This is a genomic window from Dyella mobilis, assembly GCF_016904945.1.
Lineage (GTDB): Bacteria > Pseudomonadota > Gammaproteobacteria > Xanthomonadales > Rhodanobacteraceae > Dyella_B > Dyella_B mobilis.
On record NZ_JADIKF010000040.1, the window covers coordinates 308,395 to 335,172 of the forward strand.

Below are 26,778 nucleotides of genomic sequence, written 5' to 3' on the forward strand. Positions count from 1 at the left end.
GAACCATCGCTGCGACGCCGCTTGCCGCTATACGCGGGCGTATGCTCCAATGCCTCGCCCGCATGATGCACGATGCCAGTCGTCGCCACCATGGGCACGTCACTAATGGAGGTTGGGATCGAACATGAGCAAAGAGCGTCCTTGGCTGGATCACTACCCCGCTGGCGTGCCAGCCGAGATCGATCTCGATCAATACGCGTCGGTGACCGCGGTGATCGAAGAAGCATTCGAGCGCTTCAGCCAGCGCCCTGCCTTCCATAGTTTCGGCAAGCAACTTTCCTATGGCGAAGCGGACAAGCTGAGCCGCCAGTTTGCCGGCTACCTCACCGGCGAGCTTAAACTGGTCAAGGGCGATCGCATCGCGATCATGATGCCCAACTGCCTGCAGTACCCGGTGGCCCTGTTCGGCGCGCTGCGTGCCGGCCTGACGGTGGTGAACACCAATCCGATGTACACCGCGCGCGAGCTCAAGCATCAGCTCGAGGATTCCGGCGCCAAGGCCATCCTGGTGCTCGACAACTTCGCCGCGACCTTGCAGCAGATAGTCGCCGAAACCGAAGTGAAGCACATCATCACAACGGGCATCGGCGACCTGCTTGGCGCCAAGGGTGCGGTGATGAACCTGGTGGTGAAACACGTCAAGAAGATGGTGCCGCCGTTCAATCTGCCGCAGGCGGTGCGCTTCAACGAAGCGTTGTCGCGCGGCGCACATCATCCGCTGACGCAGCCGAACATCGGTCACGACGATATCGCGTTCCTGCAATACACCGGCGGCACGACCGGCGTGGCCAAGGGCGCCATGCTTACGCACGGCAACATGATCGCGAACATGTTGCAGGCCGGTTCGTGGATCGGCGCCAACCTGAAGGAAGGCCAGGAAGTGGTGATCACGGCATTGCCGCTGTATCACATCTTTTCGCTGACGGCGAACGGACTGGTGTTCATGCGCCTCGGCGGCCTGAGCTGGCTGATTACCAATCCGCGCGACATGCCCGCGTTCGTTAAAGAGCTGCGCAAGTCGGGTTTCACTGCGCTGACCGGCGTCAATACGCTGTTCAACGGCTTGCTCAATACGCCGGGTTTCAGCGAGCTCGATTTCTCCAAGCTGCGTCTCAGCCTGGGCGGCGGCATGGCCGTGCAGCGTGCCGTGGCCGAACGCTGGAAGAAAGTCACCGGCTGCACGCTGGCAGAAGCCTACGGCTTGACCGAAGCATCACCGGCCGTATGCATCAATCCGCTGGACCTGAAGGATTACAACGGGTCGATCGGTCTGCCGATCCCCTCCACCGACATTGAGATATGGTCCGAAGACAACCAGGCATTGCCGCAGGGCGAAGTCGGCGAGTTGATGGTGCACGGCCCGCAGGTGATGAAAGGCTACTGGCAGCGCCAGGACGAGACATCCAAGGTGCTCACGCCGGACGGCTGGCTGCATACGGGCGATATCGCCAAGATCGACGAAAACGGCTACGTCTACATCGTCGATCGCAAGAAAGACATGATTCTGGTCTCCGGCTTCAACGTGTATCCGAATGAAATCGAGGATATCGTGATGAAGCACCCGGGCGTCGCCGAAGTCGCCGCCATCGGCATTTCCGATGAACATTCCGGCGAGGCTGTAAAGCTGTTCGTGGTGCGCAAGGATCCGAACCTGACGGTGGAGCAGCTCAAGGAGTTCTGCCGCGAAAACCTTACCGGCTACAAACGGCCGAGGGTGATCGAATTCCGGGACGCCTTGCCCAAGAGCAACGTGGGAAAAATCCTGCGCCGCGAATTGCGCGACGAGAAGAAAGCCGCCGCAGCCGGCTAACTGTCGAGAATCGGGAGTCGAGCATCGGGAAGGGTGAACAGCGAGGCGCGAAGCGCTTCAACTATTCCCGATTCTCCATTCCCCATTTCCGCTTATTCGTCGTGCCACATCTCCAGGATATCGGCATAGCCGCCTAGCAGATTCCAAAGCGGCACCTGCTTGTCCTCGGGAATGCGGGTATAGGCGAAACCGATGTGTCGCTCCGACACACGCGCCACTTTCGCCTCAAGGTGAATGTGCAGGTCGCTGCCGAAAATCATATCCAGCACCCAGCTCTCGCCGGCCTTCCCGCCCCATTCGCGCGGCCGGCGCAGCAGCACGCCCGTGGCCGAAATATCGATCAGGTCGGTCGGGTGCGACTCGTCGCCATGGCTCATCAATACCGTGGTCTTGATGCGCATGCGCGCCGGGCGCAGATGCTCTTTGTCGGAACCATCCATGGCATCGTTACCCATTGTCATGCCCTTCGTCTCCCGCACAGCCTTCTCGCCACAGGCCCAGATCCCACTGCCGGCAACAAAGCCTGTGCCTTCGGCACATCCCTCGTGCCCGTCAGCATCGACCCGCCGGCGGCCGACGTCCCCGGATAACTCCATATGATGAAGCAAGCCACGTGCCACTGCTACAGCTACGTTGCAGGCAGCTACGCGGCATATTTCAGGCAAACCCGAGGCTGGCCGATAGGACGTAATGGGTCACATGCTGCCGCAGCCCGCGCAGCGCCGGCGTCAAAGGGTTTCACCTGCCCTTACGGAAGCTGAAGGGCTTACTGGACATGCCGCCATCCTGCCGTTAATCTGTAACCCGCGTGTGGAGCCATGCAAGGACGGCCGCCGGGAGCCCCGGCTGGAATGGCCTCCACCCGATGTACTCAGCCGACCTTACGAATCGCGGGCGACGCCAGCGGCGTCACGCACGGATCCTGCCTGATCGTTTTCTGCCTGAATTGTTTTCAGAGACCGCGACCTGGCATCCAGCGACCGCCCACCTGATCGAACCGCACCGAGTGGCTTCATCAGGATGTTTAATTTGCGGGAAACCGCACGCTCCGGCTGGGCATCGTGCAAAGTGATTGGCTTTATCAGGGTGCCTGTGCGACCGAGGCATACCAGGGCATGAACCCTTCTTCGATCAAGCATCGAAAAGTCGTGGATCGGAGCGGGTTTTGATCGTCAACAGAACGAATTGCCAGCCCTGCCGGGCGGCCCAATGACATGCATTAATGAGCACTGAGCCAACCGAGCCTCAGCCTGTACAAGCAACGCAAGACGCGTTTGCCGGGGTACCGCAGCAGCAGGAAATGCCGCTAGCCGTGGTGCGCGGAGAACCGATCCTGCAGATGCCGCAAGACCTGTACATTCCCCCGGATGCGCTGGAAGTCATCCTGGAAGCATTCGAGGGACCGCTGGATCTTCTGCTTTACCTGATTCGTCGACAGAATCTCGACATTCTCGATATCCCCATTGCCGAAATCACCCGGCAATACATGGAATATATCGACATGATGCGCGACGTAATGCGCCTGGAGCTGGCCGCCGAATACCTGCTGATGGCCGCGATCCTGGCTGAAATCAAATCGCGGCTGCTGTTGCCCAGGCCACCCATGGAAGAAGGCCTCGAGGAAGATCCGCGCGCCGAACTGGTGCGCCGCCTGCAAGAGTATGAACGCTTCAAGAAGGCCGCGGAGGACATCGATACCCTGCCCCGCCTGGAGCGCGATACGGTAGTGGTGCAGGCCGACGCCGGCGAGCGCAACGTGGTGAAGCTGCCGCCGCCGCTGGATTTGAAGGAAATGCTGCTGGCCCTCAAGGACGTGCTGCACCGGGCCGAACTGTTTGGGCATCACGCCATCAAGCGCGAGGCGCTAAGTGTGCGCCAGCGCATGGGCGAATTGCTCAGCCGCCTCGACGACGATCAGTTTCATCGTTTTGAGAGCCTGTTCGACGTCACCGAAGGGCGACTGGGCGTGGTGGTCACCTTCCTGGCCATGCTGGAGCTGGCCAAGGAGTTTCTGGTCAACATCGTGCAGGAAGAACCATTGGCGCCGATTTACGTGAAGGCCAATGCCGGCTCAGCCAGGGAAGAAGCGGAAATCGTCGCCGGCGATGACGCCTTCGAAGAACAAAACGCCGCGTCCGGCACCGAGTAAAGCTGGAACAGGGGCGCACAACCGTCATGGACACCCGATCCTAAGACCATGCAGATCGAGCAACTGAAAGCGATTATCGAAGCCGCGCTGCTTGCCGCCAGCCAACCGCTGACGGTGATGCAACTGGACGAGCTTTTCATCGAGGAAGACGAAGTCGATCGTGCGCAAATCGCCGTAGCGCTGGAGCTGCTGGCCGCCGACAGCCAGGGGCGCGGCGTGGAGCTGAAAGAAGTGGGCTCCGGTTTCCGCTACCAGGTTCGGCAAGACGTACACCCCTGGGTGTCGCGCATGTGGTCGGAGAAACCCAGCCGCTATTCGCGTGCCCTGCTCGAAACGCTGGCCTTGATCGCTTACCGCCAGCCGATCACTCGTCCGGAAATCGAACAGATTCGCGGTGTGGTGGTCTCGTCCAACATCGTCAAGACGCTGGAAGAGCGCGAGTGGGTCCGCGTCGTGGGTCATCGCGACGTGCCCGGCAAGCCGGCGCTCTATGGCACCACGCGCATTTTCCTCGACTACTTCAACCTGAAGTCGCTGGACGAATTGCCGCCGCTCTCCGAAATCCGGGACATGGAAGACCCGCAGCTTCGCCTGGATAACGAACCGTTTCCGCCGCGCGTCATCAAGGATCTGCCGATCGATCCGGATGCCGAGGACGCCGAAAGCGAAGCCGCCAACGAGGAACGCGAAGAGCACTCCGAAGAAGTGCAGACGCAGGAAGAACAAACCGAAGAAAAGCAGGCCGGGGAAGTTCACGCCCACGAGGAACGTGGCACTGCCGCGCCGGTCGACGAAGAACGGGCCGGCGAAACACCGACCGAAGAAACAAACGAACATCCGGAACCGCAGCAACACGCGGACCACCACCAAACCGAACACGACGCACCCGTTACCGCAACGGACGCCGTTACCGAATCCCCTTCCACTGCCGACGAGGCAGCGGACCACGCGGAAGCCGATGAAGGTTCCGCCGAGCAAGACACCGAGGAGTACCGCGCATGAATGCGCCGCAAAAATCCGTATTGAGCCTCAAGCGCGCAACGCCGCCTGAAAACGCCCCCCAGATTGAAGAACGCCTGCACAAAGTGCTCGCCAACGCCGGCCTCGGCTCGCGACGCATGCTGGAACAGCGTATCCAGGCGGGTGAAGTCGAAGTCAACGGCAGTGCCGCCAACATTGGTGCCAGCGTTCGCGCGGGCGACCGCGTAACGCTGGACAGCAAGCAGTTCGTAGTCGCCACCGACAACCGCGACGATGCCGAAGTGCTGGTGTACCACAAGCCCGAAGGCGTGGTGACCACCCGCGAAGACCCCGAAGGCCGCCCCACCGTGTTCGAACAGTTGCCGCGACTCAAAGGCGCGCGCTGGGTTGCCGTGGGTCGCCTGGATATCAACACCACCGGCCTGCTGCTGCTGACCACCGACGGTGAACTGGCCAACGCGCTGATGCATCCGCGCAGCGGGCTGGAGCGCGAATACCTGTGCCGCGTGCACGGCGAAGTGCCCGACGAAATCATCGAAAAGCTGAAAGCCGGCGTGGAGCTGGAAGACGGCCCGGCACGCTTCGACGAAATTGCCATCATCAGCCGCGGCGGCAGCCACAGCTGGTTCCGCGTGGTGATCCGCGAAGGCCGCAACCGCGAAGTCCGCCGACTGTGGGATTCGCAGGGCTTCCTGGTCAGCCGCCTCAAGCGCATCCGTTACGGCAACATCGAACTGCCGCGCATGCTGCGCCGTGGCGATTGCGAAGCGCTCAACGAAGAATTGGTCAAGGAGTTGCGCAAGGTCGCCGGTCTGGGCGCCCCGCAGCCGGTGCTCACGCTCAGCCCGGTCCTGCACCAGCGCCGCGCCCAGCGCAACGTGGTCGAATATCGCCCCGAACGCGGCGCCGGCGCAGCCTGGAGCGGCGGCTATCACGATGAAGCCCGCGAATTGCGCGCCTTTGATCGTATCCGCGAAGAACCCGTGCGCGGCAAGCAGCAGCGCCGTCGCCCGGCCGGCGATGTGAATGGCAATGTCGCCAGGCCCGAGCGCCCCGCCAACCCCCGCGGCAAGAAAAAGCGCGGCATCGGTCCGGGGCAGGAGTTGCCGCCGGCACGCACCTGGTTTGCCGGCGAAACCCGCGAGGGCGGTCGCGGTGGACGCGCGGGCGGTGGCGGACGCAGCGCTGGCGGTACTGGTGCCAGTGGTGGCGCAAGCGCCTATGGCAATCGCCGTGGCGGCACCGGCAACGCGAGCCCTTACGGCAATGCCAATGCAGGCGGCAATGCCAATCGCGGCAATCGCAGCGGCGGCGGCGGACGTCCCGGCCAGGGTGGTCGCCCGCAAGGCGCAGGTGGCCGCCCGCAAGGACGCGGCAATCGTCCGCAAGGTGGCGGTGGTCGTCCCCAAGGTGGCGGCAACCGCGGCGGCGGCAATCGCTGATCGTTCACGCTAACCGTGATTCGCATCTACCACAATCAGCGCTGCTCGAAATCGCGCAGCGCACTGGCCTTGCTGGAACAACACGGCAAGCCTTTCGAGGTCATCAACTACCTCGAGACGCCACCCAGCGCGGCCGAGCTGCGGACGTTGCTGACCCAACTGGGCATCACCGCCCGTCAGCTGCTGCGGAGCAGCGAAGATGCCTACGCGACATTGCACCTGGACGATGCCTCGCTCGACGACGATGCATTGATCGACGCCATGACGAAATACCCCAAGCTGATCGAACGCCCGATCGTGGTCGCCAATGGCAAAGCGGTGATTGGTCGCCCGCCCGAAGTCGTGCTGGATATTTTGTAGACCAGCGTAACCCGACGTTTTCATGCGATGTCTGCCGGGTTACGCCGGATCAAGTCCGGAGTGACCCGGCCTAGACACCGAGATCTATTTCAGCGAGCGGCAGCAGGCGGGAATCTTCCAGCGCCGCGGCCCGGTGCCCTGCCCCAGCCAGAAACGCCTCGTGCGAAGCGAACGCCAGAAAAGACTCGGTGCTGCGCTGCCGTACCAGCATGGCCATATCCCATCGCTCACCCGGCGGCCCGATGAGAAATGCATCAGCGGCGCCCAGAAACAGCAGTTCGCCACCGGATTCTCGCAAGTGAGGCAGGCTATGTTCGATGTAGCGGAAATAAGCCGCCGCACCTGTAATGGGAGTCTCCGGGGCCAGTTCGGGGGCATGCGAATAATCCGCCGTTCGACGGAAGCGAAGCAGGTTGAGCATGACGATCGAACCCTGCATGTCGCGCTGGACAAAAGCTCGTCCCGCCTCCTGCGTTACTTCGAGGTAGTGCTTGTCGGAATTCGCGCTCACGGTTGAACCTCATGCCTGCCTTCACCGTAAGCAAGCCACGTAGCGTGCACCCGCACATCGGCCGGCCACGCCGCCATACATTCGTCGAACTTCGCCTCTTCGTTCGCGAACAAGGCCCGACTTGCTTCTTCGAACCCGGGTAGATCGCCAGCCATCGCTGACATGAAGTGATAAGCGCGTTCCTGTGCCGCGCGTGATTGATCGCGCTCGCCGTATTTACGCCGTCCCTCTTCCACCAGTTTGCGCAGGGCCACGGAGGGACCACCGGGCTGCAACGCCAACCATTCCCAGTGCCTGGGCAGCAACGTTACTTCGCGAGCGACCACCCCAAGCTTTGGGCGCCCCCGGCCGCGCGGCGCATCGGCGATGGATGGCGAGCGGCCTTCACTCCCCGCCGGCTCGGCAGGGTAACGGGCAAAGATGTCCTCATCCGTACCGCGCGTGTCGATATCGATCGAACGGCCCGTGCTGTCATCGAAGATCAGAATCGGCTCGGCTCTATCGCGCTCAGCCGCCAGCTTGACCGCCAGCGCCACGACGTGCAGCGGCCCAGAGGCGAGGCGCCAGTGGCCCTGGAACCCGGTATAGGAACGAGGCGGGGTTGAATCAGTCATTCGTGGACTCCTGTCTTGGTCCACGAATAATACCCGGGTAAAAAAAAATCCGTCAATATTATCCGGGTAAATTTAGATCCGGACCCATACCCAAGAAAAAGGCCGCCTCGAAGGGCGGCCTTTCATTGACGGCTTGAGGCGGGATCAGATTCGGCTTTGGGTCGCCGGATCGCCGACCTTCGCCCCCGCATCACCGCGCGGCGGCGGCGGCGGTACCGACGACGAGCCCGAAGACGAAGTCTTGGACCAGTCCGCGGGAGGTCCCGGAACGCGACCGGCCATGATGTCGTCGATCTGGCGAGCATCGATGGTTTCGTACTGCAGCAAGGCATCGGCCATGACGTGCAGCTTGTCGATGTTGTCGGTCAGGATCTGCGTGGTACGGGCATAAGCGCGGTCGAGGATGTCGCGTACGACTTCGTCGATCTTGCGCGCCGTCTCGTTGGAGACGTTCTTGTGTTGCGTGACCGAGCGGCCCAGGAACACTTCATCCTCTTCCTCGCCATAGGTCACCGGACCCAGGGCATCGGAAAGGCCCCACTTCGTGGCCATGTTGCGCGCCATCTTGGTCGCGCGCTCGATGTCGTTGGAGGCACCAGTGGTGACCTTGTCCGTACCGAAGATCAATTCTTCGGCCACGCGCCCGCCGTAAAGCGAGCAGAGCTGCGATTCGATCGCCACCTTGTTCATGCTGTACTTATCGCCTTCCGGCAAGTACATGGTGACACCCAACGCGCGGCCGCGCGGGATGATGGTGACCTTGTAGACCGGGTCGTGCTCGGGTACTACGCGACCGACGATGGCGTGGCCGGCTTCGTGATAGGCGGTGAGCTTTTTCTCGTCTTCGCTCATGGCCATCGAGCGACGCTCGGTACCCATCAGGATCTTGTCGCGCGCCTTGTCCATGTGGTTCATGCGCACTTCGCGCGCATTCTCACGTGCCGCGAACAGCGCAGCCTCGTTCACCAGGTTGGCCAGATCCGCACCGGAGAAGCCAGGCGTACCGCGCGCAATGACCATCGCGTCCACGTCGCTCGCCGTGGGTACCTTACGCAGATGCACCTTGAGGATCTGCTCACGCCCCTTCACGTCCGGCAAGCCCACCACCACCTGGCGATCGAAGCGGCCCGGGCGCAGCAGCGCCGGGTCGAGCACGTCGGGACGGTTGGTCGCAGCGATGACAATGATGCCTTCGGTGCCTTCGAAACCGTCCATTTCGACCAGCAGCTGATTGAGCGTCTGTTCGCGCTCGTCGTGGCCGCCGCCAAGGCCTGCGCCACGATGGCGACCCACCGCATCGATTTCGTCGATGAAGATGATGCACGGCGCGTGTTTCTTGGCCTGGTCGAACATGTCGCGGACGCGCGAGGCACCGACGCCGACGAACATTTCAACGAAATCGGAACCGGAGATCGAGAAGAACGGCACCTTCGCCTCGCCGGCAATCGCCTTGGCGAGCAGCGTTTTACCCGTACCGGGCGGGCCGACCATCAGCACGCCGCGCGGGATCTTGCCGCCCAGGCGCTGGAACTTGCCCGGGTCGCGCAGGAACTCGACCAGTTCGCCGACTTCTTCCTTGGCTTCGTCGCAACCGGCGACGTCGCTGAAATTCACCTTGACCTGGTCTTCGCCCTGCAGCTTGGCACGCGAACGGCCGAAGCTCATGGCACCGCGCCCACCGCCGCCTTGCTGCATCTGGCGCATGAACCAGATGAACACGCCGACGATCAGGATCACCGGCAGCCAGTTGATGAGCAGGCCGATCAGTGAGAAGCCGGTGCCGGAATCCTGCGAAACGGTGACGTTCTTGTCCTGCATCTGCTTGACCACCGAGTTGGTGGAGAAGCCGAGTACGGGAGCGACCGTGCGGTAGTTGCTGCCATCCTTCAGCTTGCCGCTGATCGTGGCGGGATTTTCGGCGCTGATCGTCGCGGTAGCGACATTGCCGCTATCCACGCTCTGCACGAAGCTGCTGTAAGGCAGATCCGATGAGGCGCCCCCGTGCGGGTTGAAGCTCTGGAATACGGTGATCAATACCACCGCAATCACCAGCCAGAGCAACAGGGTTTTCCATGTCTCGTTCATGCGCGGTTCTCGCCAGTTTGCCGACCAGCCGGTTTGAACCCGGTAGCCAGCGCATACACCTCACGCGAACGCGCGCGGGAGGCCTTAGGTTTACGCATACTTACGCGCGAAAACTCCGCGCGCAAGCTGCGCAAGTAATCATCGAAGCCCGTTCCCTGGAACAACTTGATTAGAAACGCTCCGCCCGGTTTGAGCCAGTGTCGCGAGAAATCAAGCGCCAGTTCGGCCAGATCCATCGCCCGGATCTGATCGGCCAGTGCCACACCACTCATATTGGGGGCCATGTCCGACAGCACAAGATCGAGCTTCTGGCCCTCAAGGCGCGACTCCAGCTCACGCAGGACGCTTTCTTCACGAAAATCGCCCTGCAGAAAATCCACCCCGGCGATACCCTGCATAGGCAGGATATCCAGCGCCACCACAGTACCACTGTCGCCCAGGCGCTGCCGGACCAACTGCGACCAACCGCCGGGAGCTGCCCCTAGATCGACCACGCGCATGCCGGGCTTTAGCAGGTGATCCCGCTCGATCAGCTCTTCCAGCTTGAACACGGCACGGGAGCGCAGACCTTCGGCCTGGGCTTTTTTCACATAAACGTCGTCGAAATGCTCCCGCAGCCAGCGGGAACTGCTCTTGCTGCGAGGCATGGTATGTAAGGCCGGGAACAGAGGCGTCCATGATACCCTTTAAGGTCATCCCGTCGCGAATACGAAACTGAACACATGGCCCTCTCCCCTTCCCAACGGCGCTATCTGCGCAGTCTTGCCCACGATCTCCACCCGGTGATTCTGCTGGGCGCCAAAGGCGCCACCGAAGCGGTGGTGAAGGAGTTGGACCTGGCGCTGTCGCATCACGAGCTGGTCAAGGTGAAACTGTCCGGCGGAGACAAGGAAGAGCGCGAAGCGCAGATCGACACCCTGATCCAGGGCACCGGCGCGGAGAACGTGCAGCAGATCGGTCACATCGTGGTGCTGTTCCGGCGCAACGAAGACGATCCCCGCCTGGCCCTTCCTCGCTGAGTATCGACCATGGACTTGTCGCTGGAACGCCCGGGCGATTTCCTGTTTGTGCGCCGGGTCGCCAACAACGCCATTACTGTCGTCGACCGTGAGATCACCGCGAGCTTTCTGCTGGCGCCGGAACGCGCCGTGGAGCACTGGCCGGTCACGAGCGCGGCCGCCCTGGATGAAAGCCAGGTCGACAGCATCCTGGCACTGAAACCCGAATTGGTATTGCTTGGGACCGGTACGCGCCAGCAATTCCCGCCGGCGGCCTTCCTGGCCGGGTTCCTGCGCCGCGGCATCGGGGTCGAAGTGATGGACAACGCCGCTGCGGCGCGCACTTACGACCTATTGGCAAGCGAAGGGCGACGCGTGGTGGCCGCATTCATTCTGCCGGCGTAAGCAATCGGGAGAGTTGCAATTCCCGACTTACGATTTCCGGCCTGTCACCGCGACGGCAGGTAATCGAGCGGATCGACCGGACTGCCGTCCTTGCGGATCTGGAACTGCAGCTCATCGCGCGTGCTTCCGCTCGATCCCATCTCGGCGATCTGCTGTCCGGCCTTCACTTGCTGGCCTTCGGTGACCAGACGCTTGCGATTGTGGCCATAGGCGGAAAGCAGGCTGTCGTTGTGCTTGATGATGACCAGCTCGCCATAACCCACCAGGCCGTTGCCGCTGTACACCACCACGCCATCAGCCGCGGCCACGACCGGGTCGCCTGCCTTGCCGGCGATATCGATCCCCGGTATGGCGGCACTTGCCTGGAAGCGTCCCACTACTGAACCGACCGCCGGCCAGCGCCACTTCACGCCTCCGGCAGTGCGCGTGCCGCCACTGGCGGCCACCACGGGAGCGGCCGCTGGCGGCATCACGGGTGGCGGATTATTAGCGGGGACCGCAGGCGTGGGAACCCCCGCAACCGGTACCACCGTCGTTGTCGCAGGCGGCTGGGCTGGCGGCGGCGCACTACCGGTTGCCGGTTTCGGCAAAGTCTGGAACACGGGAGCCGATGCCGAAGTCGGCGGCGCCTTGGCAACGACAACCGGCGCCGATGCATGGACCGGAGATGACGCGCCATGCCCTGGCAACTTCAGCACCTGTCCTGGCCAGATCGTGTAGGGCGCGGCGATACCGTTCAACTGGGCGAGTGCGCGAAAATCGGTGCCATTGCGAAAAGCGATGGAGTAGAGCGTGTCGCCCTTGGTAACCGTATAGGTTCCCGCCGCGTTAGCGGCTTGCGCCGGTCGCACAACCGTTTGCCCGCCCGCAGGCGGTTGAACCACGACCGTGCTGGTGCAGCCGGCCATGAGCATCGCAATTGAGGTGTAGGCAGACCATCGCATCAATCCATTCATGCGCGTGAGCATAGCGGGGCCGCACGAGGTTTTCATACGACCCCGCCCAAAAAGATTGCCCACGGTTAATGCTTGAGGATCCACCACCCCGCCAGTGCAGCCAGCACCGCCAGGGCAGCCCATCCGATCCACTCGATGTGCTTGTGCAGGATCCGCTCGGCGCGCTCGCCGAACAGGCGGATCAGCAAGGCCAGCAGCCACACGCGCTTGCCGCGTCCGAGCAGCACGCAGACCAGGAACGGAATCACCGGCACACCGACGATGCCGGCCGCCCAGGTGACGAACTTCATCGGTACGACCGGCTGCAGCGCCGCCAGCATCAGCACCAGCATCAGCTCCAGCCAATGCTGATGCATCTGCGTGCGCAGGTTCTCCACACCCTTTTGAATCGGGTCGAAGAGATGCAGCGATTGCAGCATGGGCGTCAGTGCATGAAAGGCCCAATGGCCCAGCGCATAACCCACCAACGATCCAAGCAGGGAAAACAGCAGGCTGATGTTGGCGTAAAAAAACGCCCGGTGCCGCTTGCCGAGCATCATCGGCGCCAGCATCACTTCCGGCATGATTGGAAAGATGAAGGCTTCGACGAAGCTCAAGCCGCACAGGTAATAGATCGCCTTGCGATCGCGCGCCCACACCAGAACGCGCGCATAGAGTGCTCCAAACAGGCGCATCAGCCGATGCCGCCCAACAAAGGCACGAAACTCACGGCCGCCAGTTCTTCTTGCACGAAATCTCCCTTGCCGTCGCCGCGCATGCGGATCAGTGTCTGGCTGCTGGGGGAGCCGACCGGCGCAACCAGCACACCGTCCGGACTCAATTGATCCAGCACCTGCGTGGGAATCGCATCGCCTGCAGCGGTGAGGATGATCGCGTCGAACGGTGCTTCGGCGGCCCAGCCAAGCTTGCCATCGTCGTGGCGCGAGCGGATGTTCTCGATACCCAACTGACGGAAGCGCCGACGCGCTTGCCGAAGCAGTTCTTCGATGCGTTCCACCGTATAAACCTGCGGCACCAGGCTGGCCAGCACGACGGCCTGGTAACCGGAACCGGTACCGATTTCCAGCACCTTTTGCGGACGGCCCGACTTGCTGTCGAAAGGTTCGAGCAGCGCCTCGGTCATGCGTGCCACCACCCACGGCTGCGAAATGGTTTGCCCGTGGCCGATCGGCAACGCGGTATTTTCGTAGGCGCGTGAGTGCAGCGCCTGGTCGATGAAATGGTGGCGCGGCAAATTGCGCATCACGTCGATCACGCGCTGGTCGCGAATCCCGTCTTCCTTGAGTTTGGCGACCAGTCGGTCGCGCGCGCGCTGCGAGGTCATGCCCTCGCCCTTCAATGCAGATGGCGGCAATGGATGCACGTTCACCTCACGCTGCCTTGCCATCGGGTTTGCCGAGCATTCCGTCGCGCAACGCATGCACCCAACTGCTCACCTTTTCCAATGCCTGGAAACGGGTGAGATCGACGTGAATGGGCGTGACGGAAATAAAACCGCGCTGTACCGCGTGAAAATCCGTGCCGGGACCGGCGTCGTCGACGTCGCCGGCAGGGCCGATCCACCAGATCGTCTTGCCACGCGGATCGGTCTGCTTGATGCATGGGGCGGAACGATGCCGTTTGCCCAGCCGGGTCACTTCAAAACCTTGAATCTGGTCCCAGGGCAGATCCGGCACGTTGACGTTGAGAATGGTGTCGGCCGGCAGCGGATCGACCAGCAAGCGCTCCATCAACAGCAGCACGGCCTTGGCCGCCGAATCGTAATGCTCGCCCTTGTGATCCTTGCTGACCAGCGAGACCGCAATCGCCGGCAGGCCCAGAAACCGGCCCTCCATCGCCGCGGAGACGGTGCCGGAATAAATGACGTCGTCACCCAGATTCGCGGAGTTGTTGATGCCGGAAACCACGATATCCGGCTCCTCGTCCAGCATGCCGGCCAAGGCCAGATGCACGCAATCGGTCGGCGTACCGGCAACGCGGTAGTAGCCGTTTTCCATGCGCAGCGCGCGAATCGGCGCGTCGAGGGTGAGTGAATTGCTCGCACCGGAGCGATCCCGGTCCGGGGCCACCACCGTTACCTCACCGACTGCACCCAGGCGGTCGGCAAGCACGCGGATGCCCGGGGCGTCCACGCCATCGTCATTAGAAACCAGAACTCGCATCATGATCCGTTCAAAGCCGATTGCCAGCGCGCGCAGCTTCTGCTGGCTACGTACGCTCCCTAGATCCATGGAGTCTAACCGAGCGGACCGCGGGTTTCACCGCCGTTTCCGCATCCGCACCACAGACCGGCAAATACTCACCTCGAGCACCTGCCATTCGCTAGGATTGACGCATGAAGCGCCGCGTTCCCACCACCGTCAACGAAGAGGACAGTCGCCTGTTCCGCGATGCGATCGGCGAAGTGAAAGAATTCGCTCCCGTCGCACCGCCCCCTGCGATACCCAAGCCGGAGCCGCATCCCTACATGCTCGAAGCAGACGAGGCGGCCGTGCCCGGAGAACTGCTCGACACCGCATTTGACCCAGGCTTGATGGAAATCGGCGAGGAACTGAGCTACCTGCGCGACGGTTATCCGCCCAAACTGCTGCGCCAGCTCAAGCGCGGCCAATACAGCGTGCAGGACGATATCGACCTCCACCACATGAATGCGGCCGCGGCGCAGGCCACCATCTCGGCCTTCCTGGCGGAAGCGGCGGAGCGCGGCCTGCATTGCGTGCGGATCGTGCATGGCAAAGGACTGCGGTCCAAATCCGCCGGCCCCGTATTGAAGGTACTGACCGACCGCCTGCTGCGCCGTCGCGACGACGTGATTGCCTTTGCCTCGGCAAGGCCCATGCAAGGGGGCACCGGCGCCGTGGTCGTGTTGCTGAAAAACTAGGCGATCAATTCACGCGCAACGACCGTGGCGTAGGCACCGGCAGGCAGCTCGAAACCAAGCTCCAGCGATTCATCGTCCATCCATCGCCAGCGCAAATCCCTCGGCAGCAAGCGCAGCGGGCGACGCTCCTGTTCCATGCGCGCAGCCGCCACGCCTTCCGCGAGATCCAGAAAACCAGCAGCCGTGTCGCGTTCCAATGTACCTGCGACAGCAGTCGTCGGCGGCTCGCCCTGCCCCCACAGTGGCCCGGAGGGATGAATATCCCCCTGCGCCAGTCGTGCAGCAAGTGTATCGTCGAAGGGCTCGGGTCCAAACCAGGAACGCGACCCGGCAAGCGACCAGATTTCCCCTTCCAGTGGATTGTCCCAGGTGCCGCCGTCGACACGGGCAGCGAGCACGCTGTTGAAAATGTGGGAACGTGCAGCGGAAAGCAGCATGGAGCGCTTTTCGCGATCCACCCGCCGCCCGGCGAACATGGCGCGCGCCTGTGCCACATTGCCGCCTTCGCGGCCGAAACGCTGTTCGCCGAAATAGTTCGGTACGCCGCGCTTGGCAATCGCCTGCAATATTTCCTCGGCGCGAGCACGATCGCCGCGCACCTCACGCAATACCAGAATGAAGCGGTTGCCGCGCAACGCTCCGCGCTTGAGCTTGCGCTTGTGTCGCGTGCTTGCCAGGACCTTCACCTCGTCGTGCGGGAAAGCCGTCCAGTCCGGATCGGGCTTGCCCGCCAATTGCACGGTAAAGGCCTGGCGCGTTACCGCATGGCGATCTTTCAACCCGGCATAACCGACATTGACAGGCGACACGTCCGCGAAGCGCGCCAATTCCCGTGCAACCCAGTCCGTATTCGCACCGCGCTTTTCCACCCAAAGCAAGGCGTGCTCGCCTTCGCCGTCGGCGTCGTAACCGAGGATTTCGTCAACGCGAAAATCCTCGGGCGTACGCCGCATTTCAGCCGTCAGCGGCGGCGTGCCGTAAGCTCTGGGCAATTCGAGTTCGGTCGTGGACATTAAATGGAACACCTCAAAAGACGCAGGCACGCCAAGCGGCATGGCCACTCGTTGGCACCCAGGCCACCGCGGCAAATCCAGCCGGCAGGCTAATTGCCGCTGGTACCCGAAGCCGCCGGATCCGGCGCACTGGCGCCCGATTTCGGCACGACTTGATAAAACGTTTCGCCCGGCTTGATGAGACCCAATTCGGCGCGCGCGCGTGCCTCCACGGCCTGTTCGCCGTGCTTGAGATCGCTGACATCCGCGGCAAGTGCCTGGTTGCGCAGAGTGAGCTTGGCGTTCTCATCCTGCTGCTTTTTCACCTGCGTGCGCAGGCTGGTCACCTCGGACATGCCGCCATGGCTGGACCACAGCTTGAGCTGTAGCCCAATCAGCGCGAGCAGCAGGATCAAGGCGACCCAACGCAACATGGATAAAAATAACCTCGCGTCAGCCCGGCAACTTGCTCAGGTTCGGAAAGGCATTGCGGCCAGCGTAACGAGCGGCGGCACCGAGTTGTTCTTCGATGCGCAGCAACTGGTTGTACTTGGCCACGCGATCGGTACGGGACAGCGAGCCGGTCTTGATCTGGGTCGCAGTGGTGGCCACGGCAATGTCGGAAATGGTGGTGTCTTCGGTTTCGCCGGAGCGATGCGAGACGATCGCCGCATACTTGGCGGCATCGGCCATGGCGATGGCTTCCAGCGTTTCGGACAAGGTGCCGATCTGGTTGACCTTGATCAGGATCGCGTTGGCGATCTTCTTGTCGATACCTTCGCGGAAGATCGCCGGATTGGTGACGAACAGATCGTCGCCTACCAACTGCACCTTGTCCCCGATCTTGTCGGTAAGCAGCTTCCAACCGTCCCAATCGCCTTCGGCCATGCCGTCTTCGATAGTGACGATCGGATACTGCTGCGCCCAGCTGGCCAGCAGGTCGACGAACTGCGCCGACGTATAGACCTTGCCCTCGCCCTCCAGATCGTACTTGCCGTCCTTGAAGAATTCGGAGCTGGCCACGTCAAGACCCAGCAAAATATCGCTGCCGATCTTGTAGCCGCTCTTGTTCACCGCTTCGAGAATGGTGTCCAGCGCTTCGATGTTGGAGCGCAGGTCGGGAGCAAAACCGCCCTCGTCGCCCACGGCGGTATTGAGGCCCTTGCCCTTCAACACGCTCTTCAGCGCGTGGAATATCTCGGTACCCGCACGCAGTGCTTCGGCAAAACTCGGCAGGCCGACCGGAAGCACCATGAATTCCTGCACGTCGACGTTGTTGTCGGCGTGGGCGCCACCGTTGATGATGTTCATCATCGGCAGCGGCAACGCACCCGGCTTACCGTCGGAAAGGTATTTCCACAACGGCTCGCGGCGCGAAGCGGCCACCGCATGCGCTGCGGCCATCGAAACGCCCAGCAGCGCGTTGGCACCGAGGCGACCCTTGTTCGGCGTGCCATCGAGCTGGATCAGCTTGCCGTCGAGGCCTTTCTGGTCGGCCGCGTCGAAACCTTTCAGAGCACCGAAGATTTCGTCGTTGACGTTGGCCACAGCCTTTTTGACACCCTTGCCCAGGTAACGCGACTTGTCGCCGTCGCGCAGCTCAACCGCTTCGCGAGTGCCCGTCGACGCGCCGCTGGGCACCGCTGCGCGGCCGAACGCGCCGTCCGCCAGCGTGACTTCCGCTTCGAGCGTGGGATTGCCGCGGGAGTCGAGAATTTCACGGGCATGGATGCGGGTGATTTGGGTGCTCATGGCGTATCCGGTTCAGAAGGTGAAAAAAGAGACACGCCGCGCGACAGGCGCGCAGCGCGATTAAACGGTCTGTTCCAGGAAACCGTGCCGCTTGGTCACGGCATCCAGTTCCAGCAACGTGTGCAACAAGGCTTCCATCTTGCCAAGCGGCCAGGCATTGGGTCCATCGCTGAGCGCCTTGCAAGGATCCGGATGCGTCTCGGCAAACAGGCCGGCGATGCCCACGGCGACCGCCGCGCGCGCCAATACCGGCACGAACTCGCGCTGCCCGCCCGAACTGGTGCCCTGCCCGCCCGGCAGCTGCACCGAATGGGTGGCATCGAACACCACCGGGCAGCCCGTGTCGCGCATTGCGCTCAGCGAGCGCATGTCCGACACGAGATTGTTGTAGCCGAAGCTGGCGCCGCGTTCGCACACCAGGATGTCGTCGTTGCCGACCTCCTTGGCCTTGGCCACCACGTTCTTCATGTCCCAGGGGGCGAGGAACTGGCCTTTCTTGATGTTCACCGGCTTGCCGGCGCGGGCGACGTTCTGGATGAAATCGGTCTGGCGGCAAAGAAATGCCGGCGTCTGCAGCACGTCGACCACGGCGGCCACTTCGTTCATCGGCGTGTATTCGTGCACGTCGGTGAGTACGGGCACGCCGAGCTGGCGCTTCACCTCACCGAGTATGCGCAACCCCTCCTCCATGCCAGGGCCGCGAAAGCTGCCGCTGGAAGAACGGTTGGCCTTGTCGAAGCTTGATTTGAAGATAAAGGGAATACCGAGCTTGCCGGTGATTTCCTTCAGCGTGCCCGCCGTATCGATCTGCAGTTGCTCCGACTCCACCACGCAGGGGCCGGCGATCAGGAACAGCGGCTTGTCCAGGCCGACCTCGAAACCGCACAACTTCATGCTGCGGACTCCTGTGCCAGCTTCTGGCCGTCGCGCACCGCCTTGTATTCCCGTGCGGCGCGCACGAAGCCGATGAACAGCGGATGGCCGTCGCGTGGCGTGGAGGTGAATTCCGGATGTGCCTGGCAACCGAGGAACCACGGGTGCTTCTGCAAGGGCAGCTCGACGATTTCCACCAGCAGATCGTCCATCGACTTGCCGGAGATCACCATGCCCAGGTCCTCGAAGGACTGCCGGTAACGATTGTTGAATTCGTAGCGATGGCGATGGCGCTCGCGCACCACGTCCTGGCCGTACAGCTGGCGTGCCAGCGTACCGGCCTTCAGGCGGCATTCCTGCGCGCCCAGACGCATGGTGCCGCCCAGGTCGGAGCGCTCGTTGCGCGTTTCGACCTCACCCGTAGCGGTGGTCCATTCGGTGATCAGCCCGATGACCGGATTGGGCGTATGACGATCGTTCTCGCTGGAATCGGCGTCGCCCAGGCCGGCCACGTTGCGGGCGAAATCCACCACCGCCGCATGCATGCCGTAGCAGATGCCGAAATACGGTACGCCGTGCTCCCGCGCATGTTTGGCGGCGAGGATCTTGCCCTCGAAACCGCGCTTGCCGAAGCCGCCGGGCACCAGGATCGCGTCGACACCGCCCAGCACGTTGGCGGCACCGTCCGCCTCGATCTGCTCGGAATCGATCCACTTCAGGTTCACCCGCGCCTGTTGCTTGATGCCACCGTGGCGCAAGGCCTCGCCCAACGACTTGTAGGCATCCTTGTGTTCGACGTATTTACCGACGATGGCGACGGTGACTTCATCCTTCGGATGCTCCACTGCCTCGACCGTGCGCTGCCAGCCCGAAAGGTCGGCCGGCTTGGCGTCCAGGCCGAGCTTCTTGACGACGATGTCGTCCAGTCCCTGCTGGTGCAGCCACAACGGCTGCTTGTAGATGATGTCCACGTCGGCCGCGCTGATCACTGCCTGTTCCGGGACGTTGGTGAACAAAGCGATCTTGCGGCGCTCGCCGTCGGGCAGCGGCTGTTCGCAGCGGCACAGCAGGATATCCGGCTGGATACCGATGGAGCGCAGCTCCTTCACCGAATGCTGGGTCGGCTTGGTTTTGATCTCGCCGGCCGCCTTGATATAGGGCACCAGGGTGAGATGCATGAACAGGCACTTCTCCGGGCCGTGCTCGATGCGCAACTGGCGGATCGCCTCAAGGAACGGCAGGGATTCGATATCGCCCACCGTGCCGCCGATCTCGACCAGGGCCACGTCGAAGCCGCGGGTGGCCTCGTGGATGCAGTGCTTGATCTCGTCGGTGATGTGCGGGATGACCTGAACGGTGGCGCCCAGGTAGTCGCCCCGGCGCTCCTTGCGGATCACCGATTCATAGATCTTGCCGGTGGTAATGGAATTCTTGCCGGTCAGACGGGTGTGGACGAAACGCTCGTAATGGCCGAGGTCCAGGTCGGTCTCAGCGCCGTCGTCGGTCACATAGACCTCGCCGTGCTGGAAGGGACTCATGGTGCCCGGATCCACATTGATGTACGGATCGAGCTTCATCATGGTGACCGAGAGGCCGCGCGCCTCGAGGATGGACGCGAGCGAAGCCGCCGCGATGCCCTTGCCAAGTGAGGACACCACACCGCCAGTGACGAAAATCAGGGGGGTCATGGAAAGCAGCCGTGCTGGAAATCGGCATTTTAGCGGCAGATCGCTCCAGCCGCGAGGTATTCCATGAACAATGTCGAAAATTATTTCATCAGCGCCGTCGTAGAGGCCGCCCTGCCCCTGGCCGCCCGGCGGGGTCGTCCGGTCAAGTCCCTGAGCCAAAGCCCCCAGGGCGCCGCAGGCATCTCAAAAAAAACGCCGCCCCGGTGAGGGGCGGCGTCTCGGAGGGCTTCTCAACCGATGCTGCCGGAAGACATCTGCATGGACGAGGGGATCATGTACGCGTTCATGTTGTGCATCACCCAGAGCGAACCGACCACCACAATGGCGATGATCAGCAAGGTGAACACACCGATGGAAAGATTGTCGCGCTGTCCCGGCGCTGCACTCATGTGCAGGAAGAACACCAGTTGCACCAGCAGCTGAGCAACGCAAAACACCACGATGCCCGGCATGACCAGATGCTGGGGCACCGCCCCGCTCATCACGCAACCGAACGACAGGACCGTGAGAATCAGCGACAGCACGAAGCCGATGACATAGGTCTTCAGGCTGCCATGGGCGCCATGCGCGTGGGCATCAGAGTGACCGTGTTGACTGGCCATGGTTAGAGCACTCCCAACAGATACACGAAACTAAACACGCAAATCCACACCAGGTCCAGGAAGTGCCAGAAGAGGCTCAGGCACGACAGGCGGCGCTGCACCACGTCATTGAGTCCGAACTTGCCCACCATGTGCATCATTGCCACCAGCCAGATCAGGCCGCTGGTCACGTGCAGGCCGTGCGTGCCAACCAGGGTGAAGTAAGCCGAAAGGAAGGCGCTGTGGCTGGGGCCCGCGTTCTCGACCGTGATCAGGTGATGGAATTCGTAGACTTCCATGCCCACGAAGCCGGCACCGAACAGGAACGTGACGAACAACCAGGCGATCACCTTGCCGCGACTGCCGGCACGCACGTTGAGCATGGCCAGGCCGAAGGTGAAGCTGCTGATCAACAGCAACATGGTTTCGCCGAACACGTATTTCAGGTCGAACAATTCCTTGCCCGACGGGCCACCTGCCGTGGCATGCGACAACGCCGCGAAGGTGGCGAACAGGCCCGAGAAAATCAGGCAGTCGCTCATCAGATAGATCCAGAACCCCAGCAGGGTCTTGGAGCCGTCGTCGTGATGCTCGTGCCCATGGGCGTCGCCGTGCGCGACGCCGTGGTTAGCGGTAATAGAGGTACTCATGGATTAAGCCACCTTCTGGCCGGCCGATGCCGGATCCACGTTTTCGATCAGCTTGTGCAGCGGCACCAGGCGTGCGCGCTCGATCTTTTCGACTTCGGCACCCGGCACGTAGTAATCCACGTCCGTGTTGTAGGCGCGGGCGACGAACGTGCCGACCATGCCCACCAGGCCGACGATCGCAAGCCACCAGATGTGCCAGATCAGCGCAAAGCCCATCACCGTGCCGAACGCCGCCATGATCAAGCCGGCGCCGGTGTTGCGCGGCATGTGGATGTCGGCGTAGTGCTGGTGCTGCTTGTAGGCGCGCTTGTGTTCCTTGTCGGCCCAGAACTGATCCAGCTCTTCCACTTCCGGCAACACGGCAAAGTTGTAGAACGGAGCCGGCGAACTGGTGGCCCATTCCAGCGTACGGCCACCCCACGGGTCGCCGGTCAGATCGCGGTTGGCAGCGCGGTTGCGAATGCTCACGGCGAACTGCAGCAGCATGAAACCGATGCCCAGCGCGATGATGCCCGCGCCAACGGCCGCCACGATCAGGTAAGGCTGCCAGGCCGGATTCGCATAGTGGTTCATGCGGCGGGTCATGCCCATCAGGCCAAGCACGTACAGCGGCATGAAGGCCATGTAGAAACCGACCACCCAGCACCAGAACGAAGCCTTGCCCCAACGCTCTTCCAACTTGAAGCCGAAAGCCTTCGGCCACCAGTAGTTGATCGCAGCAAACAGGCCGAACAGCACGCCGCCGATGATCACGTTGTGGAAGTGCGCGATCAGGAACAGGCTGTTGTGCAGCACGAAGTCCGCACCCGGCACCGCCATCAGCACGCCGGTCATGCCACCGATGGTGAAGGTGACCATGAACGCCACCGTCCACATCATCGGCAAGGTGAAGCGGATGCGGCCGCGGTACATGGTGAACAGCCAGTTGAACAGCTTCACGCCGGTCGGGATCGAGATGATCATCGTCGTGATGCCGAAGAAGGCATTCACGTCGGCGCCCGAGCCCATGGTGAAGAAGTGATGCAGCCACACGATGAACGACAGCACGCCGATACCGGCCGTGGCGTACACCATCGACTTGTAGCCGAACAGCGGCTTGCCGGAGAACGTAGCGACCACTTCCGAGAACACGCCAAAGCACGGCAGGATCAGGATGTACACCTCGGGGTGGCCCCAGATCCAGATCAGGTTGACGTACAGCATGGCGTTGCCGCCAAGCTCATTGGTGAAGAAGTGCATATCCAGGTAGCGGTCGGCCGCCAGCAGCGCCAGCGCCACCGTTAGCACCGGGAAGGCCGCCACGATCAGGATGTTGGTGACCAGCGCCGTCCAGGTGAACACCGGCATCTGCATCAGCTTCATGCCCGGCGTGCGCATCTTCAAAATGGTGACGACGAAGTTGATACCGCTCAGCGTCGTTCCCAGGCCCGATAGCTGCAAGGCCCATATGTAGTAATCCACACCTACCGATGGACTGAACTTCAGCTCCGACAGCGGCGGATAGGCCAGCCAGCCGGTGGCGGCGAAGTCGCCGATGAACATCGACAGCATCACCAGCACCACGCCCGAAGCGGTGAGCCAGAAGCTGAGCGAGTTCAGGAACGGATACGCCACGTCGCGCGCGCCAATCTGCAGCGGCACGACCAGGTTCATCAGGCCCACCACGAACGGCATGGCCACGAAGAAGATCATGATCACGCCGTGGGCGCTGAAGATCTGGTCATAGTGGTGCGGCGGCAGGAAGCCGGCCGCATCGTTGGCGGCCATCGCCTGCTGCGCGCGCATCATGATGGCGTCGGCAAAGCCGCGCAGCAGCATGACCGTCGCCAGGATGCCGTACATGATGCCGATGCGCTTGTGGTCCACCGTGGTGAACCATTCACTCCACAGGTAGCCCCACTTGCGCGTGAAAGTCAGCCAGCCAAGCAGCGCCGCGCCGAGAAGGGCTACGACCAGGCCGGTACCCATGATGATCGGCTGATCGAAAGGGATAGCCGATAGAGAAAGTTTTCCGAACATGGCCTACTCCGCAGCCTTGGCGTGATCGTTGTGCGAGGGGATGGCGTTGGCTTGCGCAGGCTCGGAGCCGATCTTGTCCATCTTCATGTCGCCCATGTACTGGGCGATGATGCTGTCGAACAGGCCAGGCTTGACGTTGGCGTAATACGTCACCGGAACCTTTTCGCTGGGCTGTGCCAATGCGTGGTAGGACTGATCGTCGAGGTTGAGCTGGCTGGCCTTGGCCTTATTGATCCAATCCTGGAAGCCCTGCTGAGACGTCGCAATCGCCGTGAAATGCATGTCGGAGAAGCCCGCGCCACTGTAATTGCTGGACAGCCCCGCATAACTGCCAGGCTCGTTCGCAATCAGGTGCAGCTTCGTCTCCATGCCGGCCATGGCGTAGATCTGACTGCCGAGCTGCGGGATGAAGAAGGCATTCATCACCGAATCGGACGTGATCTGGAAATTCACCGGAACGTTGGCCGGAAACGCCAGTTCATTGACGCTGGCCACGCCGTAGTCCGGATAAATGAAAACCCATTTCCAATCCGTTGCCACGACCTGCACCGTGATCGGCTTGGCTTGCGCCTGCAGCGGCTTGTACGGATCGAGGTCGTGCGTGGTGCGCCAGGTGATCGTCGCGAGAATCGCGATGATGATGCACGGAATGGTCCACACCACCGCCTCGATGGCGGTCGAATGCGACCACTTCGGGGCGTAGGTCGCCTTGGTGTTGGAGGCGCGGTAGCGCCAGGCGAAAAACAGGGTCATGAAAATGACGGGGACCACGACCAGCAGCATCAAGCCCGTGGCAATCAGGATCAGAGACTTCTCCTGCATGCCTACGTCACCTTTCGGGGACAGGACTTCCAAGTTGCAACCGCCGAGAAATACGGTCATGCCTACACATGCCCAGCGCAAGGCCGAGACGAGGGAACGCTTGTTCACGAACGACTCTTAAAATGAGGAAGACGAATTGGGATTTGTCGTGGGGACGACTTCACAAGGATATCGCGCCGCAGCAAGTCGTGACTAGCCCGAGACAGAATGCCGCGGCTGTCGCGGCCGCGTAATACCTCGCGTCCGATGTCAACCATCGCCTGCGAAGGCGAACCAGAAAGCGAGCAAAACCACTGCAACCCCTGGATTTTTTGACGCACATACGCTAGGCGCAACTGCTAACATGCGGCAATGACCACGCCCATCCCCGCCCGCATTGCCGCCCTGCGCGAATCCATGGCTCGCCACGGTGTCGCCGCCTGCCTCGTTCCTACTGCAGATCCGCATTTGTCCGAATACCTGCCCGCGCACTGGCAGGCTCGCGAGTGGCTGTCCGGCTTCAACGGTTCGGCCGGCACGTTGCTGGTAACGGCCACCGATGCCGGCGTATGGACTGACTCGCGCTATTTCGCACAGGCCGAACAACAATTGGCCGGCAGCGGCATCGCCTTGATGAAACAAAAGGTTTCGCATGCGCCGGAGCACCTCAACTGGTTGCAGCAACACCTGCACCACGGTGATGTGGTAGCCGTGGCTGGCGACAGCGTCTCGCTCGCTATGCAGCGTCAGATCGAACGCCTGCTTGGCGGCGCCGGCATCACGCTGCGCGTGGACCAGGATCTTCCCGCGACGATCTGGCCCGAGCGCCCCACCTTGCCGAAGGCACCGGTCACCGAACACGCCTTGAGCTATGCTGGTGCGTCGCGCGAAGAGAAGTTCAACAAGCTTCGCCATGCGCTGCGCAAACAGCACGCCACCCACCACCTGATCTCCAGCCTGGACGATATCGCCTGGCTGACCAACCTTCGCGGCAGCGACGTGGAGTGCAATCCGGTATTTCTTGCACACCTGCTGGTCGAAACGGCCGGCGCCGCGACACTGCTCGTCGATCGCGGCAAGCTCAACGACAACCTGGTGGCCGCCCTGGCTGGCGACCGCATCCGCATTGCCGATTACGCCACGCTCGGCGATGCCCTGGGCGAACTCGGCCGCGATGATGCGCTGCTGTTTGATCCGGGCCGGGTGGTCAGCGCAGTCCTGCAATCGGTGAAGCCGGAGGTGAAGCGCATCGAAGGCGCCAATCCCTCGACCGCCTTCAAGGCAATCAAGAGCAAGACCGAGCTCACGCACATCCGCGAGGTGATGCGTCGCGACGGTGCCGCCTTGGTGCGCGCCTTCCGCCGACTGGAGGAACGGCTTGCAGCAGGCATGACGCAGACCGAGCTGGATGTCGATACGTTGCTACGCGAAGAGCGCTCTGCCCAGCCCGATTTCATCGGCGAGAGCTTTTCCACCATCGCCGGCTACATGGAGAACGGCGCCCTGCCGCACTATCGCGCCACGCCCGAAGCGCACAACACCTTGCAACGCCACGGCCTGCTGCTGATCGACTCGGGCGGCCAATACCTTGGCGGCACCACCGACATCACCCGCGTACTGGCATTGGGACCGACCACGTCCGAACAACGGCGCGACGCCACACTGGTCATGAAGGGCATGATCGCCCTGTCGCGCGCGCGCTTCCCCAAGGGCGCGAGCGGCCCGCAGCTCGATGCGTTGGCCCGCGCGCCCTTATGGGCGGCCGGCATGGACTACGGGCACGGCACCGGGCACGGCGTGGGTTATTTCCTCAATGTGCACGAAGGCCCGCAGGGCATCCGACCGCCTATTGCCGGCGGCGCCCTGGTGCCACTGGAGCCCGGCATGATCAGCTCGATCGAACCGGGCCTATACAAGCCTGCCCGCCACGGCATCCGCCACGAAAATCTCGCCGTGGTGGTCGAGGCCGACCAGACCGAGTTTGGCGAGTTCTACGCTTTCGAAACCCTCACCCTGTGCCCGTTCGACCGCCGGGCGCTGGAACCGGGCCTGCTCAACCCCGATGAACGCGCCTGGCTGGACGATTACCATGCCTCCGTGCGCGCGGCGCTTTCGCCGCTGCTGGAGGACGCAGACCTGGCATGGCTGGAAAAACACTGCGCGCCGCTTTGAACGCATCGCCCCGGAAAGACGGCCGGGGCGAGCAGCCAGGCCGACTCGGCTCACCAGT

28 protein-coding genes are annotated in these 26,778 nt (G+C 62.4%); 10 read left to right on the forward strand and 18 right to left on the reverse strand.

Annotation, left to right across the window (positions count from 1 at the left end; all coding sequences use genetic code 11):
* Positions 1 to 124 precede the first annotated feature (124 nt).
* Positions 125 to 1,810 (forward strand): AMP-binding protein, encoded by a 1,686-nt coding sequence (locus ISS99_RS17535; RefSeq protein WP_204632916.1) that lies wholly within the window; start codon positions 125 to 127, stop codon positions 1,808 to 1,810.
* Between the two features lie 92 nt (positions 1,811 to 1,902).
* Here ISS99_RS17535 and ISS99_RS17540 read toward each other — a convergent pair whose 3' ends face one another.
* The gene (locus ISS99_RS17540; protein ID WP_204632917.1) at positions 1,903 to 2,271 is read right to left on the reverse strand and encodes a PilZ domain-containing protein; all 369 of its coding nucleotides are present in this window, start codon (positions 2,269 to 2,271) and stop codon (positions 1,903 to 1,905) included.
* Between the two features lie 839 nt (positions 2,272 to 3,110).
* Between ISS99_RS17540 and ISS99_RS17545 the strand changes: the two genes are divergently transcribed.
* From ISS99_RS17545 to arsC, 4 genes are read left to right on the forward strand one after another with little or no spacing between them, the layout of a single operon-like run.
* Positions 3,111 to 3,959, forward strand: a complete 849-nt coding sequence (locus ISS99_RS17545) for a segregation and condensation protein A (RefSeq protein ID WP_425490493.1) — start codon at positions 3,111 to 3,113, stop codon at positions 3,957 to 3,959.
* A 48-nt stretch (positions 3,960 to 4,007) separates the two neighbouring features.
* Positions 4,008 to 4,961: an SMC-Scp complex subunit ScpB gene (scpB, locus tag ISS99_RS17550; protein WP_204632919.1), complete on the forward strand. Its 954-nt coding sequence runs from the start codon at positions 4,008 to 4,010 to the stop codon at positions 4,959 to 4,961.
* A complete protein-coding gene (locus ISS99_RS17555; protein WP_204632920.1) occupies positions 4,958 to 6,382 on the forward strand; it encodes a pseudouridine synthase in 1,425 nt (474 codons plus the stop codon). Before scpB ends, ISS99_RS17555 begins: the two co-directional genes overlap by 4 nt.
* Positions 6,383 to 6,397: 15 nt before the next feature.
* Complete coding sequence (gene arsC / locus ISS99_RS17560; protein WP_204632921.1) at positions 6,398 to 6,742, forward strand: arsenate reductase (glutaredoxin); 345 nt, start codon at positions 6,398 to 6,400, stop codon at positions 6,740 to 6,742.
* Between the two features lie 70 nt (positions 6,743 to 6,812).
* Here arsC and ISS99_RS17565 read toward each other — a convergent pair whose 3' ends face one another.
* The 4 genes from ISS99_RS17565 to rlmE form a co-directional block, all read right to left on the reverse strand.
* Positions 6,813 to 7,253, reverse strand: a complete 441-nt coding sequence (locus tag ISS99_RS17565) for a DUF1330 domain-containing protein (protein ID WP_284343786.1) — start codon at positions 7,251 to 7,253, stop codon at positions 6,813 to 6,815.
* On the reverse strand, positions 7,250 to 7,867 hold the full coding sequence (locus tag ISS99_RS17570) for a DUF2239 family protein (RefSeq protein WP_204632922.1): 618 nt from the start codon (positions 7,865 to 7,867) through the stop codon (positions 7,250 to 7,252). Before ISS99_RS17570 ends, ISS99_RS17565 begins: the two co-directional genes overlap by 4 nt.
* 144 nt (positions 7,868 to 8,011) lie before the next feature.
* Positions 8,012 to 9,952, reverse strand: coding sequence for an ATP-dependent zinc metalloprotease FtsH (gene ftsH, locus ISS99_RS17575; RefSeq protein ID WP_204632923.1), 1,941 nt, complete (start codon positions 9,950 to 9,952; stop codon positions 8,012 to 8,014).
* Complete coding sequence (gene rlmE, locus ISS99_RS17580; protein WP_204632924.1) at positions 9,949 to 10,599, reverse strand: 23S rRNA (uridine(2552)-2'-O)-methyltransferase RlmE; 651 nt, start codon at positions 10,597 to 10,599, stop codon at positions 9,949 to 9,951. Before rlmE ends, ftsH begins: the two co-directional genes overlap by 4 nt.
* 75 nt (positions 10,600 to 10,674) lie before the next feature.
* Between rlmE and yhbY the strand changes: the two genes are divergently transcribed.
* Both yhbY and ISS99_RS17590 read left to right on the forward strand, forming a co-directional pair.
* Entirely contained in the window at positions 10,675 to 10,971 is a 297-nt protein-coding gene (yhbY, locus tag ISS99_RS17585; protein WP_204632925.1) for a ribosome assembly RNA-binding protein YhbY, read from the forward strand.
* Between the two features lie 9 nt (positions 10,972 to 10,980).
* Positions 10,981 to 11,355, forward strand: coding sequence for an Mth938-like domain-containing protein (locus tag ISS99_RS17590; RefSeq protein ID WP_204632926.1), 375 nt, complete (start codon positions 10,981 to 10,983; stop codon positions 11,353 to 11,355).
* A 44-nt stretch (positions 11,356 to 11,399) separates the two neighbouring features.
* Here the strand turns inward: ISS99_RS17590 and ISS99_RS17595 are convergent, their stop codons facing one another.
* The 4 genes from ISS99_RS17595 to surE are packed head-to-tail and all read right to left on the reverse strand — an operon-like array spanning position 11,400 to position 14,473.
* Positions 11,400 to 12,323, reverse strand: a complete 924-nt coding sequence (locus tag ISS99_RS17595; protein WP_204633955.1) for a peptidoglycan DD-metalloendopeptidase family protein — start codon at positions 12,321 to 12,323, stop codon at positions 11,400 to 11,402.
* Between the two features lie 53 nt (positions 12,324 to 12,376).
* The gene (locus ISS99_RS17600; RefSeq protein ID WP_204632927.1) at positions 12,377 to 12,985 is read right to left on the reverse strand and encodes a YqaA family protein; all 609 of its coding nucleotides are present in this window, start codon (positions 12,983 to 12,985) and stop codon (positions 12,377 to 12,379) included.
* Positions 12,985 to 13,698, reverse strand: coding sequence for a protein-L-isoaspartate(D-aspartate) O-methyltransferase (locus ISS99_RS17605; protein ID WP_239538163.1), 714 nt, complete (start codon positions 13,696 to 13,698; stop codon positions 12,985 to 12,987). Before ISS99_RS17605 ends, ISS99_RS17600 begins: the two co-directional genes overlap by 1 nt.
* Positions 13,682 to 14,473, reverse strand: coding sequence for a 5'/3'-nucleotidase SurE (gene surE, locus ISS99_RS17610; RefSeq protein WP_204633957.1), 792 nt, complete (start codon positions 14,471 to 14,473; stop codon positions 13,682 to 13,684). The genes ISS99_RS17605 and surE overlap by 17 nt, the downstream gene beginning before the upstream one ends.
* A gap of 173 nt (positions 14,474 to 14,646) precedes the next feature.
* Here surE and ISS99_RS17615 point away from each other — a divergent pair, with 173 nt between their 5' ends.
* Positions 14,647 to 15,192: a Smr/MutS family protein gene (locus tag ISS99_RS17615; RefSeq protein WP_204632928.1), complete on the forward strand. Its 546-nt coding sequence runs from the start codon at positions 14,647 to 14,649 to the stop codon at positions 15,190 to 15,192.
* Here ISS99_RS17615 and truD read toward each other — a convergent pair.
* The 5 genes from truD to pyrG form a co-directional block, all read right to left on the reverse strand.
* Positions 15,189 to 16,205 carry a tRNA pseudouridine(13) synthase TruD gene (truD, locus tag ISS99_RS17620; RefSeq protein WP_204632929.1) on the reverse strand — a complete coding sequence of 339 codons (1,017 nt, stop codon included), beginning with the start codon at positions 16,203 to 16,205 and terminating at the stop codon, positions 15,189 to 15,191. The two genes, ISS99_RS17615 and truD, sit on opposite strands and share 4 nt — an antisense overlap.
* An 89-nt stretch (positions 16,206 to 16,294) precedes the next feature.
* Positions 16,295 to 16,618, reverse strand: a complete 324-nt coding sequence (gene ftsB, locus ISS99_RS17625) for a cell division protein FtsB (protein ID WP_204632930.1) — start codon at positions 16,616 to 16,618, stop codon at positions 16,295 to 16,297.
* 19 nt (positions 16,619 to 16,637) lie between these two features.
* Positions 16,638 to 17,936 carry a phosphopyruvate hydratase gene (gene eno / locus ISS99_RS17630; protein ID WP_204632931.1) on the reverse strand — a complete coding sequence of 433 codons (1,299 nt, stop codon included), beginning with the start codon at positions 17,934 to 17,936 and terminating at the stop codon, positions 16,638 to 16,640.
* A gap of 60 nt (positions 17,937 to 17,996) precedes the next feature.
* The gene (gene kdsA / locus ISS99_RS17635; protein ID WP_204632932.1) at positions 17,997 to 18,830 is read right to left on the reverse strand and encodes a 3-deoxy-8-phosphooctulonate synthase; all 834 of its coding nucleotides are present in this window, start codon (positions 18,828 to 18,830) and stop codon (positions 17,997 to 17,999) included.
* Positions 18,827 to 20,497, reverse strand: coding sequence for a CTP synthase (pyrG, locus tag ISS99_RS17640; protein WP_204632933.1), 1,671 nt, complete (start codon positions 20,495 to 20,497; stop codon positions 18,827 to 18,829). Before pyrG ends, kdsA begins: the two co-directional genes overlap by 4 nt.
* Positions 20,498 to 20,560: 63 nt before the next feature.
* Between pyrG and ISS99_RS17645 the strand changes: the two genes are divergently transcribed.
* Positions 20,561 to 20,704 carry a hypothetical protein gene (locus ISS99_RS17645; RefSeq protein WP_204632934.1) on the forward strand — a complete coding sequence of 48 codons (144 nt, stop codon included), beginning with the start codon at positions 20,561 to 20,563 and terminating at the stop codon, positions 20,702 to 20,704.
* 23 nt (positions 20,705 to 20,727) lie between these two features.
* Here the strand turns inward: ISS99_RS17645 and cyoD are convergent, their stop codons facing one another.
* The 4 genes from cyoD to cyoA are packed head-to-tail and all read right to left on the reverse strand — an operon-like array spanning position 20,728 to position 24,629.
* Positions 20,728 to 21,099, reverse strand: coding sequence for a cytochrome o ubiquinol oxidase subunit IV (gene cyoD / locus ISS99_RS17650; protein WP_204632935.1), 372 nt, complete (start codon positions 21,097 to 21,099; stop codon positions 20,728 to 20,730).
* 2 nt (positions 21,100 to 21,101) lie between these two features.
* Entirely contained in the window at positions 21,102 to 21,728 is a 627-nt protein-coding gene (cyoC, locus tag ISS99_RS17655; RefSeq protein ID WP_204632936.1) for a cytochrome o ubiquinol oxidase subunit III, read from the reverse strand.
* A 3-nt stretch (positions 21,729 to 21,731) separates the two neighbouring features.
* Positions 21,732 to 23,747, reverse strand: a complete 2,016-nt coding sequence (cyoB, locus tag ISS99_RS17660) for a cytochrome o ubiquinol oxidase subunit I (protein WP_204632937.1) — start codon at positions 23,745 to 23,747, stop codon at positions 21,732 to 21,734.
* A 3-nt stretch (positions 23,748 to 23,750) separates the two neighbouring features.
* Entirely contained in the window at positions 23,751 to 24,629 is an 879-nt protein-coding gene (gene cyoA / locus ISS99_RS17665) for a ubiquinol oxidase subunit II (RefSeq protein ID WP_204633958.1), read from the reverse strand.
* A gap of 291 nt (positions 24,630 to 24,920) precedes the next feature.
* On the opposite strand from cyoA, the gene ISS99_RS17670 reads away from it, so the two are divergent.
* Positions 24,921 to 26,720 (forward strand): aminopeptidase P family protein, encoded by a 1,800-nt coding sequence (locus ISS99_RS17670; protein WP_204632938.1) that lies wholly within the window; start codon positions 24,921 to 24,923, stop codon positions 26,718 to 26,720.
* Positions 26,721 to 26,778: the final 58 nt, after the last annotated feature.

Bases quoted from the DNA above. Each gene is read 5' to 3' on its own strand.
- ISS99_RS17535 (WP_204632916.1), top strand. From the start codon at position 125: ATGAGCAAAGAGCGTCCTTGGCTGGATCACTACCCCGCTGGCGTGCCA.
- ISS99_RS17540 (WP_204632917.1), bottom strand. From the start codon at position 2,271: ATGACAATGGGTAACGATGCCATGGATGGTTCCGACAAAGAGCATCTG.
- ISS99_RS17545 (WP_425490493.1), top strand. From the start codon at position 3,111: ATGCCGCTAGCCGTGGTGCGCGGAGAACCGATCCTGCAGATGCCGCAA.
- scpB (WP_204632919.1), top strand. From the start codon at position 4,008: ATGCAGATCGAGCAACTGAAAGCGATTATCGAAGCCGCGCTGCTTGCC.
- ISS99_RS17555 (WP_204632920.1), top strand. From the start codon at position 4,958: ATGAATGCGCCGCAAAAATCCGTATTGAGCCTCAAGCGCGCAACGCCG.
- ISS99_RS17570 (WP_204632922.1), bottom strand. From the start codon at position 7,867: ATGACTGATTCAACCCCGCCTCGTTCCTATACCGGGTTCCAGGGCCAC.
- ftsH (WP_204632923.1), bottom strand. From the start codon at position 9,952: ATGAACGAGACATGGAAAACCCTGTTGCTCTGGCTGGTGATTGCGGTG.
- rlmE (WP_204632924.1), bottom strand. From the start codon at position 10,599: ATGCCTCGCAGCAAGAGCAGTTCCCGCTGGCTGCGGGAGCATTTCGAC.
- yhbY (WP_204632925.1), top strand. From the start codon at position 10,675: ATGGCCCTCTCCCCTTCCCAACGGCGCTATCTGCGCAGTCTTGCCCAC.
- ISS99_RS17590 (WP_204632926.1), top strand. From the start codon at position 10,981: ATGGACTTGTCGCTGGAACGCCCGGGCGATTTCCTGTTTGTGCGCCGG.
- ISS99_RS17595 (WP_204633955.1), bottom strand. From the start codon at position 12,323: ATGCTCACGCGCATGAATGGATTGATGCGATGGTCTGCCTACACCTCA.
- ISS99_RS17600 (WP_204632927.1), bottom strand. From the start codon at position 12,985: ATGCGCCTGTTTGGAGCACTCTATGCGCGCGTTCTGGTGTGGGCGCGC.
- ISS99_RS17605 (WP_239538163.1), bottom strand. From the start codon at position 13,698: ATGGCAAGGCAGCGTGAGGTGAACGTGCATCCATTGCCGCCATCTGCA.
- surE (WP_204633957.1), bottom strand. From the start codon at position 14,473: ATGCGAGTTCTGGTTTCTAATGACGATGGCGTGGACGCCCCGGGCATC.
- ISS99_RS17615 (WP_204632928.1), top strand. From the start codon at position 14,647: ATGAAGCGCCGCGTTCCCACCACCGTCAACGAAGAGGACAGTCGCCTG.
- truD (WP_204632929.1), bottom strand. From the start codon at position 16,205: ATGTCCACGACCGAACTCGAATTGCCCAGAGCTTACGGCACGCCGCCG.
- ftsB (WP_204632930.1), bottom strand. From the start codon at position 16,618: ATGTTGCGTTGGGTCGCCTTGATCCTGCTGCTCGCGCTGATTGGGCTA.
- eno (WP_204632931.1), bottom strand. From the start codon at position 17,936: ATGAGCACCCAAATCACCCGCATCCATGCCCGTGAAATTCTCGACTCC.
- kdsA (WP_204632932.1), bottom strand. From the start codon at position 18,830: ATGAAGTTGTGCGGTTTCGAGGTCGGCCTGGACAAGCCGCTGTTCCTG.
- pyrG (WP_204632933.1), bottom strand. From the start codon at position 20,497: ATGACCCCCCTGATTTTCGTCACTGGCGGTGTGGTGTCCTCACTTGGC.
- ISS99_RS17645 (WP_204632934.1), top strand. From the start codon at position 20,561: ATGAACAATGTCGAAAATTATTTCATCAGCGCCGTCGTAGAGGCCGCC.
- cyoD (WP_204632935.1), bottom strand. From the start codon at position 21,099: ATGGCCAGTCAACACGGTCACTCTGATGCCCACGCGCATGGCGCCCAT.
- cyoC (WP_204632936.1), bottom strand. From the start codon at position 21,728: ATGAGTACCTCTATTACCGCTAACCACGGCGTCGCGCACGGCGACGCC.
- cyoB (WP_204632937.1), bottom strand. From the start codon at position 23,747: ATGTTCGGAAAACTTTCTCTATCGGCTATCCCTTTCGATCAGCCGATC.
- cyoA (WP_204633958.1), bottom strand. From the start codon at position 24,629: ATGACCGTATTTCTCGGCGGTTGCAACTTGGAAGTCCTGTCCCCGAAA.
- ISS99_RS17670 (WP_204632938.1), top strand. From the start codon at position 24,921: ATGACCACGCCCATCCCCGCCCGCATTGCCGCCCTGCGCGAATCCATG.